The 19,123-nt window shown below is 34.9% G+C and carries 15 protein-coding genes; 6 read left to right on the top strand and 9 right to left on the bottom strand.

Going from position 1 to position 19,123, the window contains the following annotated elements:
* Window positions 1–210 precede the first annotated feature (210 nt).
* Both gntK and FC88_RS07770 read right to left on the bottom strand, forming a co-directional pair.
* The gene (gntK, locus tag FC88_RS07775; protein ID WP_057814437.1) at window positions 211–1,746 is read right to left on the bottom strand and encodes a gluconokinase; all 1,536 of its coding nucleotides are present in this window, start codon (window positions 1,744–1,746) and stop codon (window positions 211–213) included.
* A 121-nt stretch (window positions 1,747–1,867) separates the two neighbouring features.
* Complete coding sequence (locus FC88_RS07770; RefSeq protein ID WP_057814435.1) at window positions 1,868–3,835, bottom strand: PTS sugar transporter subunit IIABC; 1,968 nt, start codon at window positions 3,833–3,835, stop codon at window positions 1,868–1,870.
* 210 nt (window positions 3,836–4,045) lie between these two features.
* Here FC88_RS07770 and FC88_RS07765 point away from each other — a divergent pair, with 210 nt between their 5' ends.
* Entirely contained in the window at window positions 4,046–6,745 is a 2,700-nt protein-coding gene (locus FC88_RS07765; protein WP_057814433.1) for a glycoside hydrolase family 65 protein, read from the top strand.
* Window positions 6,746–6,803: 58 nt separating this feature from the next.
* Here the strand turns inward: FC88_RS07765 and FC88_RS07760 are convergent, their stop codons facing one another.
* Window positions 6,804–8,138 carry a dihydrolipoyl dehydrogenase family protein gene (locus FC88_RS07760; RefSeq protein ID WP_057814431.1) on the bottom strand — a complete coding sequence of 445 codons (1,335 nt, stop codon included), beginning with the start codon at window positions 8,136–8,138 and terminating at the stop codon, window positions 6,804–6,806.
* A gap of 175 nt (window positions 8,139–8,313) precedes the next feature.
* On the opposite strand from FC88_RS07760, the gene FC88_RS07755 reads away from it, so the two are divergent.
* Window positions 8,314–9,666 carry an MATE family efflux transporter gene (locus FC88_RS07755; RefSeq protein WP_057814429.1) on the top strand — a complete coding sequence of 451 codons (1,353 nt, stop codon included), beginning with the start codon at window positions 8,314–8,316 and terminating at the stop codon, window positions 9,664–9,666.
* A gap of 185 nt (window positions 9,667–9,851) precedes the next feature.
* Here FC88_RS07755 and FC88_RS07750 read toward each other — a convergent pair whose 3' ends face one another.
* Entirely contained in the window at window positions 9,852–10,895 is a 1,044-nt protein-coding gene (locus tag FC88_RS07750) for an alpha/beta hydrolase fold domain-containing protein (protein ID WP_057814428.1), read from the bottom strand.
* Window positions 10,896–11,034: 139 nt separating this feature from the next.
* Here FC88_RS07750 and FC88_RS07745 point away from each other — a divergent pair, with 139 nt between their 5' ends.
* From FC88_RS07745 to FC88_RS07735, 3 genes are all read left to right on the top strand, one after another.
* On the top strand, window positions 11,035–12,003 hold the full coding sequence (locus tag FC88_RS07745) for an ROK family protein (protein ID WP_057814426.1): 969 nt from the start codon (window positions 11,035–11,037) through the stop codon (window positions 12,001–12,003).
* A gap of 65 nt (window positions 12,004–12,068) precedes the next feature.
* Window positions 12,069–12,875, top strand: a complete 807-nt coding sequence (locus tag FC88_RS07740; protein ID WP_057814424.1) for a Cof-type HAD-IIB family hydrolase — start codon at window positions 12,069–12,071, stop codon at window positions 12,873–12,875.
* 73 nt (window positions 12,876–12,948) lie between these two features.
* Window positions 12,949–13,743: a Cof-type HAD-IIB family hydrolase gene (locus tag FC88_RS07735; RefSeq protein WP_057814422.1), complete on the top strand. Its 795-nt coding sequence runs from the start codon at window positions 12,949–12,951 to the stop codon at window positions 13,741–13,743.
* A 27-nt stretch (window positions 13,744–13,770) separates the two neighbouring features.
* Here the strand turns inward: FC88_RS07735 and FC88_RS07730 are convergent, their stop codons facing one another.
* The gene (locus FC88_RS07730; protein ID WP_057814420.1) at window positions 13,771–14,379 is read right to left on the bottom strand and encodes a sugar O-acetyltransferase; all 609 of its coding nucleotides are present in this window, start codon (window positions 14,377–14,379) and stop codon (window positions 13,771–13,773) included.
* Window positions 14,380–14,387: 8 nt separating this feature from the next.
* Entirely contained in the window at window positions 14,388–14,957 is a 570-nt protein-coding gene (locus FC88_RS07725) for a cob(I)yrinic acid a,c-diamide adenosyltransferase (RefSeq protein WP_057814418.1), read from the bottom strand.
* 154 nt (window positions 14,958–15,111) lie between these two features.
* On the opposite strand from FC88_RS07725, the gene FC88_RS07720 reads away from it, so the two are divergent.
* Window positions 15,112–15,831, top strand: coding sequence for an MIP/aquaporin family protein (locus FC88_RS07720; protein WP_057814416.1), 720 nt, complete (start codon window positions 15,112–15,114; stop codon window positions 15,829–15,831).
* A 47-nt stretch (window positions 15,832–15,878) separates the two neighbouring features.
* On the opposite strand, the gene FC88_RS07715 is transcribed toward FC88_RS07720, so the two are convergent.
* The 3 genes from FC88_RS07715 to FC88_RS07705 are packed head-to-tail and all read right to left on the bottom strand — an operon-like array spanning window position 15,879 to window position 18,794.
* A complete protein-coding gene (locus FC88_RS07715; RefSeq protein WP_057814439.1) occupies window positions 15,879–16,541 on the bottom strand; it encodes an ECF transporter S component family protein in 663 nt (220 codons plus the stop codon).
* Window positions 16,531–18,126, bottom strand: coding sequence for an ABC transporter ATP-binding protein (locus FC88_RS07710; RefSeq protein ID WP_057814414.1), 1,596 nt, complete (start codon window positions 18,124–18,126; stop codon window positions 16,531–16,533). The genes FC88_RS07715 and FC88_RS07710 overlap by 11 nt, the downstream gene beginning before the upstream one ends.
* A complete protein-coding gene (locus FC88_RS07705; RefSeq protein ID WP_326838828.1) occupies window positions 18,060–18,794 on the bottom strand; it encodes an energy-coupling factor transporter transmembrane component T family protein in 735 nt (244 codons plus the stop codon). Before FC88_RS07705 ends, FC88_RS07710 begins: the two co-directional genes overlap by 67 nt.
* Window positions 18,795–19,123 lie beyond the last annotated feature (329 nt).

The following is a 19,123-nucleotide window of genomic DNA, read 5'->3' as shown; positions in this document are numbered from 1 at the left end:
TTTATGGGTTTTTGTGTCCACTAGTGTTCGGTTATATTTTACAATCTGCCATTTCATAAAATCACCAATAAAAAACTAAATTATTTCGAATTTTTTCGTACTTTTTTGAATTGTCAACTTGTAAAAAGATTAAAAAAACACCACAAATCTTGATTTAACAAGGTTTATGGTGCTTTACTTTAAAAAATATAATTAAAGATATCGGTCAAACTAATTATTGTGTTTCTTTTGAAAATCAGCGACTGCTTTGTATTCTGGTTCTAAAATCTTGGAAATGCGAATCCAAATCGGTAACAATTCCCGATAAATTTTGGAATTTTCATAATTTGGCTGATGTGTATCAGTCACACCGACCATGTTTTTGACCTCTGATAAATCATCAATATAACCTAAAGAATACATGGCCAAAACCGCTGCACCCAAACAAGAACTTTCAAAACTCTCAGGAATCGATACTTCTTGTTCAAAAATATCCGCCAACATTTGTCTCCACAAAGCAGATCTAGCAAATCCACCAGTGGCTCGTATGCTCTTAGGCTTGCCAGTGATTTTTTCAATCGTTAGCATCACAACGTATAAGTTGTAAACAATACCTTCAAGGGTGGCTCTTAACATGTGAGCTCTAGTATGCTTTCTTGTCAAGCCAAAGAAAGAACCTCTAGCATAGGCATTCCAAATTGGTGCTCGTTCCCCACCTAAATATGGATGAAATAATAATCCATCTGATCCAGCAGGAATCTTTTGAGCAATTTTCGTCAAGATATCATAAGTAGAAACTTGCATTTGTTCAGCAGTAATTTTTTCGGGAGCAAACAATTGATCTTTGACCCAACGAAAGACGATACCACCATTATTGACTGGACCACCAACGACCCATTTATCTTTAGTTAAAGCGTAACAAAATAATTTTCCGTCTGGATCAACGACTGGCTTATCTACAACAACTCGAACGGCTCCACTAGTTCCGATAGTAACAGCCACTACCCCAGAATCGATAGCATTGACCCCTAAATTGGACAAGCCCCCATCACTAGCACCGAAAATAAAAGGAGTTGTTTCTTTAAGGCCTAGCAATTGGGCGTATTCAGATTTTAATCCTGTAATTTGATCAGTTGGTTCAACTAATTTTGGCAGTTGATTCCGGTCAATTTGCAAGACATCCAAAGCTTGTTGATCCCAATCGAGTTTGAAAATATTGAACATCCCGGTTGCCGAAGCAATCGAATACTCCATTTTATAAACGCCAAATAGTTTAAAGAAGACATAAGTTTTTAAGTCGATAAACTTTTTCGTCTGCCTGAACAAGTTGTTCTTCTCATGCCGTAGCCAAAGGATTTTTGACAGTGGTGCCATTGGATGAATTGGCGTACCAGTTTTTTGATAGATCTGTTGTCCCAAACCATTTTCTTTTAACTCTTCACTATATTTGGCAGCACGATTGTCGGCCCAAGTGATAGCTCGAGTCAATGGTCGGTCGTTTTGATCCATCAAAATCAGGCTGTGCATTGCTGAAGAAAATGATACCCCTTTTACTTCTGAAGCTTGGACTTGAGATTTGCGAATAACTGAACCCATCGTTTCTAAAACCGCTCCGAAAATTTCTTCAGGATCCTCTTCAGCCATATCAGGAATATCTTGATAGAGTTGATAACCAGAATTGGCATAGGCGATCACTTTACCTTTGGTATCGTAAAGCACACTTTTAGTACTCGTCGTTCCAATATCCACACCAATAATATAATCCATTATCAAAACTCCTTTATATATAGTAGAAACTTGTTTAATTGTAATAATAGATTTCTAAAAAGTCTAACAAAAAAAGATTTGCCATATATTATACGACAAATCTTTTAATTAGAATCATATATTAATTAGCTTGTGCAGGTTCACGGCTACCTAATCTTACCTTTTCAACAGCGTGACTGCTTTCCAAATCTTCTTCTTTGAATCCGAAGAGATAAGTACATACAAATGAAACGACGATTGTTGCAGCTGAAGCAATCAAGTATCCTGTGAAACTAGCATCAATACCTTTTGGATTGATAAATGAGGCAAAACCAATCAATGATCCAGCAAAGCCCCACATATCAACATGAAGTAAACCAGTAATCAAACCACCAACAGCACTTCCGATGTTAGCAGTCCAGAAAATTCTACCATATTTCAAATTAATACCATACATTGCAGGTTCTGTAACTCCGGCAAAAGCTGAAAGTGTAGCGGCACCGGCAATTTGTTTCATATCAATATTCTTCTTAGTCTTAACAAAGACAGCCATTGCAGCAGCACCTTGGGCAATCATTGTAGCTGAAACAATAGCATTCAAAGCACTGTGTCCAGTTGTAGCGATTTGACTAGCAACAACTGGGATAACTGCCCAATGTAATCCAAAAATTACTAGACATTGATAGAATCCGCCAATAATCAATCCAGAAATTGCAGGACTGAACTTCAATAGAGCAACGATACCACTAGCAAGATATGAACTTAATAATGTAATTACTGGTCCAACGATTACAATAATAATTGCACTGACGATAAATACTTCTAGCAAAGGACTAAGAATCATTCTTAACGACATTACAATATGTTTCTTGAGCCATGGTTCAATTTTTGAAGCCAACCAAGCAGCAGCAATCATTGGGAAAATTGAATAAGTATAATTAGCGATATGAATTGGAATACCAAAGAAATCACCATTGATATTCATAGAAGTACTTGCTGTTTTGCTGGCAACTTGTACCAAAGTTGGATAGGCTAAAACACCACCAACAACACCCATGATAATTTGGTTAGCGCCTAATCTCTTAGCAGCAGTAAATCCAACTAAAATTGGCAAGAAGTAAAAGACTGAATCTCCCATGGCGTTGATGATCATGTATGTAGAACTCTTAGCTGACAACCAATTAGCTGAAACAATCAAAGCTAAAAGTCCCTTTAAAATACCAGAAGCAGCTAATAACCCGATAACGGGCATCATGCTGGCTGTAATAACACCAATAAGAGCACTAAAATAAAATTTAGTCTTAGGCCAAATACCTTTAGGAGCCTTTGGTTTTGGCATCTTGGTTTCTGAATCTCCACCAAAACTAGGACCTAACGCCTTAACAACAGCATCATAAACATCATTTACAGCTGGTCCAATTACGACTTGATATTGTCCACCAGCTTTAGCAACATCCAAAACACCATTCATATTTTTGATGACATCATCATTTGCTTTATTGTCATCTTTCAAATAAAAACGGACACGTGTGATACAGTGGATAACGTTCTCAACATTACCTACTCCACCAACATTTTTAACAATGTCTTTACCTAATTGATCATAATCAACTTTGCCCTTAGGTCTAGCAGTAGCTTCTCCTGGCGCCATTGGTTCAACTTGAGCAACTTCTTGGCCAGCTTTAACATCACCCGCATTGACATGGATTTCTTTAACCGTCTTGGCAGTATTAGTAATGGCAACAATAACATCAGTTACCTTACCAGCCTTCTTGACTGCTTCTGTGTCCATTGTCGCAATCTTTTGTCCAGCTTTAACTGAATCTCCCTCTTTAACGAATAATTCGAAAGGAGTTCCATTGAGCTCAACAGTATCAACACCCATATGAACTAATACTTCAAGCCCCTCGGCAGTACTAAAACCAATTGCATGCTTTGTTGATGCAACTAACATAATTTTACCAGAAACTGGGGCAACGATTTCATGACTAGTGGGAAATACTCCGTAGCCTTCACCCATTGCTTTTTCTGAAAACATCGGATCGTGAACTTCAGTTATATCAACTGCTCGTCCAGAAACTGGAGCTAGCATTCTAACTGTACCTTTCATAAAAAGCACCTCCTAAAAATTAGTAACCGATTACATACTTCTAACATATACTATATTACAACTATTCCTGTATAAACATCAAGTTTTGTAATAATTTATTATAAAAGTCGCGTTGAAACACTAATGATTGAGAGTATAATACATATTGTATGGATATGTTTAAACACATAGCTAAGATTTTTATTCTGCTATTTTATGGAGGAATTGATTATGAAACCTTTGTATTTAAAAATCACTGAACACCATTTGGTCTACTCAAATGACATAAATACTTTAGATGAAGGTAGTTTTGAATTAGATTCAAAATTGAAACTTAAACAAAATTTTCACAATTTTAAAGAAAATATTTCTGATTCAATTAACGTAATCGTTATTATGAATTCTCCTCAAGCCGTCTTGAAAAAAAATGTTTTTAGATATAATAACGAAGTCTTTGATTTTGGAGATGAATTAGAAAACATCTTCCATATCCCAGTGATCAATTATGCCGATTTAGAAAATTCGGACTTAAATACTATAGCTGAAAAAGAAATTAATTATTCAACTTGGCATCTTGACTATTATGGAATTTCACACAAAAAGCGCCAATACGGTCAAGAATCAATGCAGACAATTGGAAATGGATTTTTGGGATTACGCGGTACTTATTTGGAGGCCAAAGCTAGTGTTGACAATTATCCAGCTACTTATGTTGCAGGTGTGTTCAATCAATTAGCTACGCCAGTTAATAATCGTAACGTTATCAATGAAGATTTGGTCAATCTACCTAATGCCCAATATTTAAGTTTCAAAGTAGACGATGGTGATTTCTTCAAAATTGACCAAAAATCAATTCAAGAATCCTTGCGTTCTTTAAATTTAAAATCCGGTATTTTGACTATCACTAATTTGATTAAACTAGACGATGGCAAAGAATTAAAAGTTATCGCTAAAAAAATAGCTGATTTAAAAAATTACCACAATTACTACTTACAATATAAGATTCAACCACTAAACTTTTCCGGTAAAATTTCAGTGATTTCGCAAACTGATGGATCAGTAATTAACAGTAACGTCGATCGTTACAAAAATCTAGCTAAGAAACATTTATCGATTGATAATATAATAAATGAGAATGAAGAAACTACGTTATTAGCACATACTAGTCAATCTAAAATCAAATTAGCAATCAAAACGAATCTACGTTTTCCACAAATTACTGACGCTAAATATTCTATCAACAATACTGATGAGATAGCTTCCCAGTTTGTTGAGTTCTCCGTATCACAGGGACAAACTTATACAATTGAAAAAGACGTCGCCATCTTTACTTCATTAGAGATCAAATCTGCTATTGAACAAGTCGTTAATAAATATCATTTCCCTAGCAATTTTGACTTTAACCGACAACAATCACTAGATAATTGGCAACAAGTTTGGAATAAGGAAGATGTTACCGTTATAGGCGACATAACGGCTCAAAAGTTACTCCGACTAAACAGCTACAGTATGACTAGTGCCGCACAATCTAATGCCAATAAGGATCTTGATGCTTCAGTCGGCTCTCGTGGACTAACTGGTGAAGGATATCGTGGTCATATTTTTTGGGACGAGCTCTTTGATATGAATTTTTATATTTTACACGCCCCTCAATTAGTCAAATCCTTACTAATGTATCGTTATAACCGTCTAGGAGCTGCCATGGATTATGCTTCTGATGATGACTATAACGGTGCTATGTACCCTTGGCAAAGTGGTATGTATGGTGATGAACAATCCCAAGAAGTTCACTTAAATCCGCTCACCAAAAAATGGGATCCTGATAATTCTCGTAAACAGCGTCACGTTTCCTTAGCAATCGCCTACAATATTTGGAATTACTACAATTTGACTGAAAACGAAGAATTCATGAAAAAATACGGTCTAGAAATGTTACTCCAAATTGCCAAGTTCTGGATCGATATGTCCAAATACGATGAGAAAACTGCTAAATATTCAATTGAAAATGTAATGGGACCAGACGAATTTCACGAAGGCTATCCTAAAAAAGACGACGGTGGACTCAAAAACAATGCCTATACTAATATTATGGTCAGCTGGCTTTTTAAACAAATCACTAAAATGTTACATACTCAACCAATCGACAGCATTAAAGACAATCTAGAACGCACAGATTTCAATCCTGATTATCTTGAAAAAATGAACAGTATTAGACACAATCTCAAATTGGACTTTCAAGATGATATCTTAGGCCAGTTTGAGGGTTACTTTGACTTGAAGGAATTGGATTTTGACAAATACCGTCAGCAATATGGCAATATTTCTCGAATGGACCGTATTCTCAAAGCCCATAATGATTCTCCGGATAACTATAAAGTTGCTAAACAAGCTGACACTTTGATGGCACTTTTTAATATTAGGGAAAGTGATTTTCTCGATATTATGAAGGATTTAAACTACCCGATTACCAATCCTAATAAATTTATCAGCGACAATATTCAATACTACATTCAAAGAACTACTCATGGATCTACCCTATCAAGAATCGTTTACTCGATGTTACTTCTGAAAATAAGCGATGATAAACAAGCTTGGAAATTATTCTACGAAGCATTAACTAGTGACTATTACGACATTCAAGGTGGTACTACTGCTGAAGGGATCCACTTAGGCGTTATGGGTGCTACATTAAACGTCGTAACGTCATACTTTGCCGGTGTCGACTATCGTGGCAATCAATTAGAAATCAATCCACACATGCCTAAACACTGGAAAGAAATTACCTTCAAAATGTTATTTAAGGGTGTTCAGTTCTCATTTAAGATTACTAAAGATACAATTACTATTGTGACTGATAAAGATACTGAGGTTCAATTTATTGGTAAAGACTTACCATTGACCGCCAACCAAGAGATTGAGTTAACTTATTAATTTATTCCATAGAAATAGCCCTACTAGAAATTTTTTCTAGCAGGGCTATTTTTGCTAACTAAGCACGATGCCAAGCAGCATAACCGATTGTTGGGAATAATCCAATCAAACGACTAACTTGTTGACGATCAAATTTGAATTCAATTGCTGGCAATAACGCATTGATAGCATCTTCAGCTTGATCACTAATTTCAGTGACACCAACTAAGTGACCATCTTTATCATGAATTTGAGTACTGTGAGCAATTGGCTCTTTATCAACAATATAGTACCAATAATTTGCTAAATCATTTTCACTAATTTGATACCCTTTCTTCTTACCTTCATCGACAGAAATTCCAGCTTGAGCAATTCTTGGAGAAGTGAAGACAACGGTTGGAATTACTGGGAATTTAATAGGATCAGTCGTTTGGCCTGAGAATAATGACATTAAATATTTAGATTCGAAATAAGCTGCGGGAGTTACTTTTGGTTGATTGCTAGAGATGACATCACCAGAAGCATAAATATTTTCAATATTAGTTTGTAAATAATCGTTTACTAAAACACCAGTTTTATCATATTTAACACCAATTTCATCTAAACCTAAATTACCAACATTAGGAATTCTACCCGTTGCATCTAAAATCCAATCAGTAGTCAAAGTTTCATCCTTACCATAATGAATTTGGTAACTATTATCTTTTTGCTCAAATGATTGGACATCACTATTTTTAATAAATTGAACTCCACGTTCTTTCAAATCTGCGACCACTTGTTCAACATAAGGTTGATAAAAATCTCTCAAAACTTTATCAGAATGTAGCATGACGGTAACTTTGGATCCTGCTGCATTAGCAATCGTAGCGAATTCCATTCCAATATAACCTGAGCCAATAATCGTGATGTGTTCAGGTAACTTAGTCAAATTTAAAAAGTCTTCACTATCGTGTGCCAATTCTGTTCCTGGAATATCGAGTCGATGTGACTTCAAACCAGTAGAAATAACGATTTTTTCAGCTGTTACTTTCTTATCATCATCAATGAGAACAGTATGATTATCGACAAACTTAGCATGACCATGCATCACTTTAGCACCGGCATCTTCCAGACGTTTTGTTAATCCAGCTGGCAGAACATCGATAATTTCTTGCTTATGTTCCATATTCTTAGCCCAATCGATAGAAATATTTCCTTGTAAAATATCATCCATTCTTTGAGCTTCACGTGTCATCTTAACTGGTTCATCAAGAGCTATTTTTGCATTACATCCTCGATTAGGACAAGTTCCTCCAACTAAACCGCTTTCAACAACCCCAACAGATACTCCTGTTTGAGCCAAGGGAGCTGCCCCATCAAAAGTTCCATGACCTGCTCCGATATACAGTACGTCAAAATCAAATTTTGCTGACATTAAAACACCCTCCGTTCTTTTTATACCTTTAACATAGCTTATTTCCATTGTCATGACAATTAATTTAATTTATTAGAAAATGGTTCTCTAAAAAATAAGATTTAGGTGTTGCATTTAATACTATTAATTTTAAACATGATAGAATGGTCTTGATTAGACAAAGGGGAATTGTAATATGATAGATCTGACTCGTGGAAGACCTATGAAAGTTATTTTTCTGTACACGATTCCTTTATTACTAGGTAACTTTTTTCAACAATTTTATAGTTTTATTGATACTTTAATTGTCGGAAAAACAATCAGTGTTAATGCTTTAGCTAGTGTCGGTGCAACTGGTGGACTGACTGGTTTAATCATCGGCTTTGCTCAAGGTATGACTAGTGGTCTAACTATCTTAACGGCCCAAAAGCATGGTGCCAATGATGAGCAAGGTGTTAAACAAAGCTTTGCTTCGGGAATAATTATCTCTTTTTGGATAACAATTATTTTTACTTTGTTAGCCTTAATTCTCGCCTACCCATTGTTAGTTATTATGCAAACACCTAAAGTATTAATTCATGATTCATTTATCTTTTTGGAAATTATTTTTGCAGGAATTTTTTCTTTCGTTGGGTTTGATTTTTTAGGTAATACAATGCGGGCACTTGGTGATTCACGTGTACCACTATTTTTCTTGATCATCAGTACCGTTTTAAATATCTTATTAGAATTAGTATTCATTCTTTACTTGCATATGAGTGTAGCTGGTGCTGGTTTAGCTACCGTTGTTGCACAAACGATTACATTTATAATTCTTTATTTCTATATTCGGCATCATATTCCATATTTAATTTTGACACGAAAAGATTTTAAGCTGGATATGAAAGAAATCAAAGAATTACTTCATATCAGTTTGCCAATGGGATTTCAATCTTCAATCATTGCTATTGGCTCCATCATCTTGCAAGTAATGCTGAACACTCTCGGTGCTAATGCTGTAGCTGCTTATACTGTGGCTGGGCGTGTTGAGCAAATTGCTACTTTACCAGCCTTTAGTTTTGGCCTAGCTTTAGTCAACTACACGGCTCAAAACCTTGGTGCTAAGAAATTTCAACGAATCTTACGTGGTGTGCGCGACGGTATCATTATTTCCGTTTCTTCCAGTCTCCTAATTGGTGGACTCTTGATTGTTTTTGGACGTGCCATCTCACATTTGTTTATGAATGGCACTCAAAACGCCGTTTTAAATCTGGTTCAAATTTACTATTATTTCAACGGTTCAACTTACTTTATTTTATCGATCCTATTTATCGTTAGATACACGCTTCAAGGTTTGGGTAATCAAAAAGCCCCTACCATTGCTGGTATTGCAGAGTTATTAATGCGTGTATTTGCCGGTGTTGTTTTAGTCCACTTCTTTGGATTTTACGGAGCCGCCATGGCCAATCCATTAGCTTGGAGCGGATCAGTTTTAGTTTTAGTAAGCACTTGGAACTTCCAAATCAAAAAGCTTAAAAATATGAGTAATTTACTTGATGAAAAGGTGTAATAAAAAGCAGTTTCACTAAAAATAGGTTCTTAATAAATTTTGATTAACGTAAATTTCAGTACTGAGCATTCACAAAGCTGCCACTACCGACTAGATAACGTCATTTATTGTTTATTTCCAATAATTCAAAGTCAAAAATAGCATCTATTCAGATAATAGTCCAAAGACTATATCTGAATAGATGCTTATTTGTCTTCGTTTAAATATTTAGCAGATAAATTCAAGGCATCTTCAACCGCTGGAACTTTGCCGATATAATTTAAGAAGGCATGGCCTAAGCCCCCATAACGAATGTACTTGGCATTACAGCCAGCCAAACCGATTTTTTGAACAAAGGCTTCATCTTGCAATCTAAATGGATCAAACTCCCCAGTTAGAACGAGAATTTTTTTAAAAATTAATGGCTGAGCATACAACGGAGAAATAATTGGAGCTTCTAAATCAATATTTTGTCCATTCGTATAGTACTTGGTCATGATAGAATCCAATTGCTTAAATTGCGTATAATTATTGTGTAAAATACGTCTTTGATCATCTTTAATTGGAATTTCACAATCATTCCATAAACAGCCTTGATGATTGGAACCGTGTACAACTGTAGGATAAAACAATAAATGTTTATCTATCTCGCAAAGTCCTAAATCATGACACAATTGACTAACACTTAAGGCAATCGCACCACCAGCCGAATCCCCTGATAAAGATATTTTATCAAACGACTTACGTGCTTCTATCACTACTGATAGTGAATCCATAATGCCATTTGGATAAGGTTTTTCGGGAGCAATTCCATAATCAACGCTATAAATAGCTCCAGCAAAATTAGTGGCTAATAAGGTTAAAAATGGTAAAGTATCTTCTGGAGTACCACCGTAAAAAGCTCCGCCATGCATGTAAATTAGCGCTTTATTTGAAGACACATCGTTTCTAAAAATTTTTAGATAACGAACTTTGCGACCTAATTCATAAGTGAAACTATTTTCAACATTGACGTTTGGATAAGAATTCTGGATAACATTATGGTTATTTCCATCACGCAATTGTGTCAAATCGTCTGGCAAATCAGGATCATCTGGTAATTTTTTCAAGTGTTCATAAATCACCGGATCATAAGAATGAGCGTCTACTCGATCTTTAACTACCATTTTTACTCGTTTCAAATGTGGTATATCAACAGATTGAATTTGTCTTAATCGTTCAAGTTCCACGTCATAATTATTCTTTATCATAAACGTCACCATTCTCTAAAAATTGATTTGTTATTCTTATAACTAAATACATTATATTGTATGTTTAAACATATATAGTTCTAAATTATAATAAATATTTTTATTAAATATGACAAAGCGACCATTAGGAGGTTATTTTTTGACATCAAAAGCCAAGCCAACCACTCGTCAAAGAAATTTACTCAAAGTACTTAATTTATTACAACAAAACGACTCCCAATCGGCTAAAAACTTATCGATTCAAACCGGTTTAAGTATCGTCAGTATCAACAAATTACTTGATGTATTAGACAACAAACACCTCATCACTAACGGCTTTTTAAACACATCAGGGCGACGTGCAAAAACTTATCAGTTACGTGCCGATGCTGGTAAATTGGGAATTTTTCAACTGATTGAGTCTAATGGAAAAATTCTAATAACTTATTATCTTTGTGATTTATTGGGGCAAATTTATCAAAAAAGACAGGCTACTAAACCTCTAGAATCATTAGATTACTTATTAGACTTTATCAAGACTATGACTTTAAAAGAACGCCCTATTAAAATTATCGTTGGTGTTCCAGGTGTTGAATTGAATGCCTTATTACAAATTAGTGACGTTCAATCGCTGCAAGGAATCAATTTGACTGCGGCCATTACTACCGCTACCGGAATCGATGCTTTAATTGTCAATGATGTCAATGCTAGTACTTATGGTGCCAATAAAAAATCTGATCAAGAAAATATCACTGTTGGCATCTATTTCCCTAAAAATTTTGGTCCTGGCGTTGGAGTCGTCATTAATAATCATTTATTGCACGGTGCCGATGGTTTAACAGGTAAAATCGAATTTGGTACTGTCTCTTCAAACGATAAAACACAAGAAATAATCCAGCATTTACAAAATATTATCAGTTTATTAAATCCCAATTTAATGATTGCTTATATCGAAAAATTAAACTTATCAAGTGGTGAAATCAATCATATTAAACAAACGATTGATAAAAAGTTGCCTCTTCATCAAAATTATTCACTAATTTTTGACCACAACTTTAAAAAAGATTATTTAACTGGTTTAATTGCCATTGGAAGACAACAATTTTTGCACGATCAAGTCGTTGATTGAAAACGCTTTATTGATTTGGTACAATATCTTTATCTTAATTAACCAAATTAAAAAAGGGAGTATTTATGATTAAACTAATCGCTATCGACGTAGATGACACACTTTTAAATTCACAAAATAAAATCACTACTCAAACCAAAGATGCTTTACAAAAGGCTTGGCAAATGGGAATTAAAATCGTGCTTTGTTCCGGTCGCCCTTTAGCTGGAGTGAATCCTTATTTAAAAGAATTAGGTATTGACGGTGATGAACAATATGTAATTACTTATAACGGGGCTCTAGTTGAAACCGTTTCTGGCAAAATCATTTCTAAAAATACTTTGGATAATGACAGTTATCGAAAGATTGCCAGTTACGCAACTATTAATCAGATGCCCTATTACGTCCTAGATGACGACAGCAACGTCTACACTTCCGATCGCAATGTTAATCGTTTTGCCGTTATCCAAGCGTGGGAAAACAGTGCTGGGCTTTTGATCCGTACCCCCGATGAATTAGCTGATGATTTTGAAATCACTAAAGCTGCTATTGTTGGTGAAAAAGAACAACTAGATAAATTTGAACAACCTGTCAAAAAACAATTCTCAGATGACTATTATGTAGTCCGTGCTGCTGGCAACTTTTTAGAAATTATGCACCAAAATGTCAACAAAGGTAGTGGTCTTAAAAAACTATCCCAAACACTTAATATTGATCCTAATGAAATAATGGTCTTTGGCGATGAGCAAAACGATATTCCAATGTTCAAATTCGCTGGTACAGCTGTAGCTATGGGCAATGGATCAGACCTAGCTAAATCCTATGCTGACAACGTTACTGACACTAACAACAACGACGGTATTGCCAAATTTTTGACTAAAAAAGTTTTTTAATTATTTAACAAATTCGATTGCTAGTTTCTTACATCTTCTTTTACAATTAAATCATTCGAAAGGATTTAATAATATGACAATCAAATTAGTAGCAACTGATATGGACGGTACTTTTTTAACCGATGAAAAAACCTTTAACAAGCCAAGATTTCAAAGAGTTTATGATTACATGCTTCAAAATGATATTCAATTCGTTTCTGCTAGTGGAAATCAGTATGACCAATTGAGAAATTTCTTTAAAGATTTTCCAGAAACTCTTTTTGTAGCAGAAAATGGTGCTCTAGTCGGCAGTCACAGTGAAGTTTTTCGCTCTGACATTTTTAGTAATGACTTAAAGATGCGCGTGATTGATATTTTAAATAGTCTAGAAGATATCCAAGTAATCATGTGTGGTCAAAAATCGGCTTACATCTTAAAAAGTTCAACCCCAGAATTTATCAAAACTAGTACGTTCTACTTTCCAACAATTCAGTTAGTCGATGATTTCAAGAATGTCGACGATGGTGTCTTAAAATTTTCTTGCAACTGTCCTGATGAAGAAACTGAATTTTACATGCAAAAATTAGCCGATTTAATTGGGCCAAAAGTTTCAATTCCAACTAGTGGTCACGGTGATATCGACGTTGTCAGAGCTGACGTCAACAAAGCTTATGGCTTGGAATATCTGGCAAACAAGTTAAATATTAAATCTGAAGAAATGTGTGCTTTCGGCGATGGTGGTAACGATTTAGAAATGTTGAGATACGTTGGCCATAGTGTTGCGATGGAAAATGGCTCGCCAATCGTTTTAGAAATTGCTAAATACCAAACTATTAACAATAACCAACAAGGTGTCATTGTTCACTTAGAAGAAATCTTTGATATATAAAAAGCATGTGGATAACCACATGCTTTTTCATTGCTCAAAATAACGTTGTTTTTCTAATTCCCAATACTTTTTATCTTGATCGTTAATCTCACGCAAAACTCTGCAAGGATTTCCAACCGCTATAACGTTACTAGGAATGTCTTTGGTGACAATTGAACCTGAGCCGATAACAACATTATCACCAATTGTCACACCAGGATTGACGACTACATTGCCCCCAACCCAAACATTATTACCAATCGTTATTGATTTACCATATTCATAATATTCATTACGTATTATTGCATCAATTGGATGACCTGCAGTGTAAAGACCCACGCGAGGGCCAAACATGACATTGTCACCGATTTTTACATTAGCAACATCTAGAATTATACAGTCATAATTGCTATAGAAGTTCTCTCCTATAACGGTGTTACAACCATAATCAGTATGAAATGGCGGTTCGATATGAATTTTCTTACCACTTTGCTTAAAAAGATCATCCAGAATTTTCTTACGATCAGCTTCTTGATACTCTGTCGTTTGATTGTACTCACGCAATAATCGTTTGGCTTTATGAAAATCTTTAGCAAGTTCAGGGTCATCAGCAACGTACAAGTCTCCTGCCAACATTCTGTCTTTTTGTGAACGCATAGTTTCTCCTATCTGAAAACTGGTTTACTATTACGGTATTGAATATCCTCAACGCCATCAAGCACATTACTGAAACGAGCTACCGCAAAGAAATAATCCGACAAGCGGTTAATAAATTTTAAAACAAAATCATTAATGGGTTCTTCTTGCATCAAAGCAACGATTTCCCTTTCTGCTCGACGAGTAACAGTTCTGGCCATATGCAAATTAGCAGCGGTCTTTGAGCCACCAGGTAAAATAAATTTCTTAGTCACTGGGACTTTAGCTGAGTATTCATCAATCTTCTTTTCGAGCCAGTCAACTGATCCATTGTCATCTTTAAAAATAAAATCGTGTTTTTTATCAGTCGGTGAAACAGCTAAATCAGTCCCACAATCGAATAGCAATTGTTGAATTTCTAACAATTCATCTTTTAGAACTTCTGTTTTGTCAGATAAATTAGCAATTACCACGCCAACTAATGAATTTAATTCATCAACTGTTCCATAAGAGTCGATCCTTTGAGCCGATTTGTATAAAACATCATTTCCAATAATTCTTGTTTTCCCTTTGTCGCCAGTTCTAGTATAGATTTTCATTATTGAACTCCTTATTTAATTAACTATGAATAATTATCATACATTCTATAATAAATTATCAATAATTTCACAATGAATAACCATAGCTTTATCTCTTGTATCTATGTATAATATCACATGTAAGCGCAGTCATTGTGAAACTGGAGGAGATTACATGAATGATAGTTTAACCTTACAACTAGTAGGGGAATTTATTGGTACATTAATTTTGATCTTACTTGGTGACGGGGTCGTTGCCGCGGTTACATTGAAAGAATCTAAAGCCCAAGGTTCTGGTTGGATTGCCATTGCTCTTGGTTGGGGACTCGCAGTAACTTTGGGGGTTTACTGTTCAGCCTTCTTAAGTCCAGCTCATTTGAACCCAGCAGTTACGTTAGGTATGGCTATTGCCGGAGTCTTTCCTTGGTCAAGCGTTATTCCTTACATGGTAGCTCAAACCTTAGGTGGTGTCGTTGGTGCTATTATCGTTTGGATCAACTACTATCCACATTGGGAAGAAACAAAAGATTCCAGTGCAATTTTGGGAGTGTTTGCAACTGGACCTGCCATTAGAAATTACTTCTTTAACTTTTTAAGTGAGTTCATTGGTACATTTGTTTTAGTTTTCGCATTATTAGCCTTCACTCGCGGTAAATTTACCGAAGGTTTAAATCCAATCGTTGTCGGACTATTGATCACTGCAATTGGTTTCTCACTTGGTGGGACTACTGGTTACGCTATCAACCCAGCCCGTGACCTTGGACCTAGAATTGCTCATCAAATCTTACCAATTGCCAATAAAGGCGATTCTGATTGGGCCTACAGTTGGGTGCCTATCTTAGGACCTCTAGCTGGTGGCGCTGTTGGTGCATTCTTATATTTATTAATTCCGTAATAATTTTAAAAGGCGAACCTAAATTACTAGGCTCGCCTTTTTGATGCTCAAAATAAATCATATTTTTGCTTATAATTATTGAACAATTTTATCCATCGTTTACCGACAAATAATAGCAACACCGCCGTAAACAAAGCATGGACAAAATCAAAGTAAAAACTAGCCATAATCGAGGTAAAGACACTCTTAATAGTAATTGGATCAACGTACCCAATAATATAATAAACGTCCATGATCCATCCCATTAAAAAGCCACTAGCGAATCCCCAAACGACTAAAAGCCACTTAGGTACGCCACTGCTCATTAAACCGGAGATCAATCCAATCATGCCTAAAGCAAACATTTGCCATGGCGTCCAAACTCCTTGACCAAAGTACATATTAGAAGTCAAAGCGATAATTGTTCCCATCAAAAAACCAGTTTCTGGGCCACTAACTACTGCTCCCAAAATCAAAATAAACAATTCTGGCTTCACAGATGGCAATGCTGCAAAAATAATTCTACCGACTACTGCTAAGGCACAAATAATAGCAATAAAAACTATCTCTTTGGAATTGTGTTGTGATTTCTCAAATCTCCAAAAGTAAACTCCCAAAGTCACAATTAAAAATCCAAATGAGAATAACAAGTAGTTTCGACTAGAAAAAACTGCCATCAAAATCAAAACTAACAACGATAATACTAATAAAATTGTTGACTTACGATTCAAAGTGTTCAATATCCTTCCATGACAAGGCTTTAGGGAAAATATCTCTCAAAGCCTTATTTATTTCTGTTGTATAAAAATATCTATGACTAAAAAAGGCTTGTGGACTGTTAAAATCGCTCAATTTGCCATCAAACATCATTGCTATCTGATCGAAATATTGAGCAGCAAATAACAAATCATGGCTGTTGACAAACACCGTCCCACCTTTTTCCTGAAATTCTTTAAGACGACGACCTAACTCCATTCGTTTGTTGGGATCTAAGCCTTTTGTAGGCTCATCTAAAAACAATATTTGTGGATTCTTGATAAATCCCAAAGCTAAAGCTAAGAACTCCTGTTGACCACCACTCAAGTCATATGGACTAACGTCTTCTAATCCCTTCAGTGAAAAAACTTCTAAAACATTCTCTATTGTTTGCTGACTTTGACTTAGTTCAATTTGAAACTCTACTTCCTTAGCAACGGTATCTTTAGCAAATAAAGTTGCTGGATCTTGTGGCAAAACAAAAACGTTGCGATAAAAATCCTGAGTTAATTTTTGCCCAGCAAACAAGATATGACCAGATTGCTTCTGCAATTGTTGTGTAATCACTTTGAGTAATGTTGTTTTACCCATACCATTAGGCCCAACTACACAATAAGACAATCCTTTCATCAATTTAAAACTAATGTTGTCTACAATATTATTGCCATTGTATTTAAAGCGAAAGTTTAACTGACTAACGGAAAATAATTCTCTATCGCTTTGAATCGAAATATTATTATCTTTAAACTGCAATTCAGCTTGATGATGATGAATAATTGAACTCAATTCTTTATTATTCAGTGGTAAAGAAACTTGTTCTGGCAAATTTAATTCTAAAAATAAACGATCAATTTGTGTTAGATAGTTTTGATAGCGAGAATTGACAAAAATAGTTTGCAAAGCTTTACTAGTACTCTGATCAACAATCAAATGACCAGCCTCCATTACGGCTAAACGATTAGTATATTGTATTACTTGGTCTAATTTATGTTCCACCAAAACTATCGTCATATCAAATTCGACATTGACCTTGTGAACCATTTGCAATAATTTTTCAGCCGCTATCGGATCAAGTTGCGAAGTCGGTTCATCCAATAGCAAAACTTGTGGCTTTAAAATTAGAGCACTCGCCAAATTGATCAATTGCTTCTGTCCACCGGATAAATTTTTAATCGGTTCATCCAATAAATTAATGATTCCCAAAAAGCTAGCGATTTCAGCAATTCGCAAACCAATTTCATTATCAGATTGGCCTTGATTATCAAGAATAAACTTCAATTCATCTCGTGGAGTCTCCATAATTAGCTGATTATCCACAAATTGTGAAACATAAGCAAAATGATTCGTATCTCGTAATAATTCTGTTTCAATACTACCAGAACTTTTACCATCAGCTATCGGCAGTAATTGTTTCAATAAAGTACTTTTACCACTGCCAGTTTCTCCAATCATTACTACAAAATCGCCCTTATTGAGTGCAAAATCAATCTTATTTAACGAAAATCTTTGACTGTTGTAGTATTGGAAGCTGTAGTCCTTGAAACGTAGTATTTCCACCATAAGTAAGCCCGTCCTCCCATAATTAATGGCAACAAAACCAGTAAACTATCTAAAATCGTGATTATCCAAATTTTAATGTCAGTTTGAACAGTTAATTTGGCTGATCCAAAGTTGATTCTACCAATTTTCAAAATCACTAAAACAAGATTGATTATTATTGAAATCAAAATAACACTCAAAATCATCCGATCGCTATTTTTAAATTCAGTTCTCCCAATTTTGTGTTGACGTTGTTCATAGCCTTTTAGAGTTAATGCATCAGCCACATTCATAAAACTGGCCATTGCTTTGTTCAAAACCACTTCGATAAGAGCCATAGTCGCTTTGATTTGTTGGGTAAATTTTCGAGATTTCTCATAAACTCGAAAATTATTCAAAGCTTTAGTTTCCTGATAAATAGCAATGATTTGGGGAATAAATTTAATCGTAAGGACAAAAACAATTGCTACACTTTTAAAAAACTTGGCCAACAATTCAAAAACAACTTTAATTCTGACTAAAGCATCGTACAGATAAAAAGCCCACAATAAATTTACAAACGAAATACCTAAAATAATTCCATTACTGAGCGATTCAGTGGTAATTTTGACAAATGGTATCGTTAGTAACAGATTATTGCCACGTTGGTTTAAAATCAAATTAAACAATAACGTCACTAAAAAAATCATTCCCGAAAATTTACAATAAGTTTTAAATTTATCCTGTTGTGTATAAAACGAAACAATCAGCAGTGAAATTAATACACCGGTAATAATAATTGGATTGTTAAATAGCAGAGATATTAAGATGACATTAACCAAATAAGCAAATATTACTAAATCATTAGTATTTTTTTGAAAATGAAAAATTAACCGATTCAATATCCCCACCTCTTTTCCAATATTCTTATTCTAACTTATTAACTTTAAAAATCTAAATGATTCAAGCAAGTTTTATTTTGTTATGGCAGATTGCAAGAAATAACCGAACATTTTTTAAAACTTAATATTTTCCATAA

The organism is Companilactobacillus futsaii JCM 17355 (genome assembly GCF_001435505.1).
GTDB classification, from domain to species: Bacteria; Bacillota; Bacilli; order Lactobacillales; family Lactobacillaceae; genus Companilactobacillus; species Companilactobacillus futsaii.
This window is presented reverse-complemented; position numbering and strand designations above follow the sequence as displayed.

Excerpts from the sequence above, each read along its gene's own strand:
- FC88_RS07770 (WP_057814435.1), bottom strand. The coding sequence starts at position 3,835 with ATGAAAGGTACAGTTAGAATGCTAGCTCCAGTTTCTGGACGAGCAGTT.
- FC88_RS07735 (WP_057814422.1), top strand. The coding sequence starts at position 12,949 with ATGACAATCAAATTAGTAGCAACTGATATGGACGGTACTTTTTTAACC.
- FC88_RS07730 (WP_057814420.1), bottom strand. The coding sequence starts at position 14,379 with ATGCGTTCACAAAAAGACAGAATGTTGGCAGGAGACTTGTACGTTGCT.
- FC88_RS07720 (WP_057814416.1), top strand. The coding sequence starts at position 15,112 with ATGAATGATAGTTTAACCTTACAACTAGTAGGGGAATTTATTGGTACA.
- FC88_RS07750 (WP_057814428.1), bottom strand. The coding sequence starts at position 10,895 with ATGATAAAGAATAATTATGACGTGGAACTTGAACGATTAAGACAAATT.
- FC88_RS07725 (WP_057814418.1), bottom strand. The coding sequence starts at position 14,957 with ATGAAAATCTATACTAGAACTGGCGACAAAGGGAAAACAAGAATTATT.
- FC88_RS07740 (WP_057814424.1), top strand. The coding sequence starts at position 12,069 with ATGATTAAACTAATCGCTATCGACGTAGATGACACACTTTTAAATTCA.
- gntK (WP_057814437.1), bottom strand. The coding sequence starts at position 1,746 with ATGGATTATATTATTGGTGTGGATATTGGAACGACGAGTACTAAAAGT.
- FC88_RS07755 (WP_057814429.1), top strand. The coding sequence starts at position 8,314 with ATGATAGATCTGACTCGTGGAAGACCTATGAAAGTTATTTTTCTGTAC.
- FC88_RS07705 (WP_326838828.1), bottom strand. The coding sequence starts at position 18,794 with ATGATTTTTTTAGTGACGTTATTGTTTAATTTGATTTTAAACCAACGT.
- FC88_RS07765 (WP_057814433.1), top strand. The coding sequence starts at position 4,046 with ATGAAACCTTTGTATTTAAAAATCACTGAACACCATTTGGTCTACTCA.
- FC88_RS07760 (WP_057814431.1), bottom strand. The coding sequence starts at position 8,138 with ATGTCAGCAAAATTTGATTTTGACGTACTGTATATCGGAGCAGGTCAT.
- FC88_RS07710 (WP_057814414.1), bottom strand. The coding sequence starts at position 18,126 with ATGGTGGAAATACTACGTTTCAAGGACTACAGCTTCCAATACTACAAC.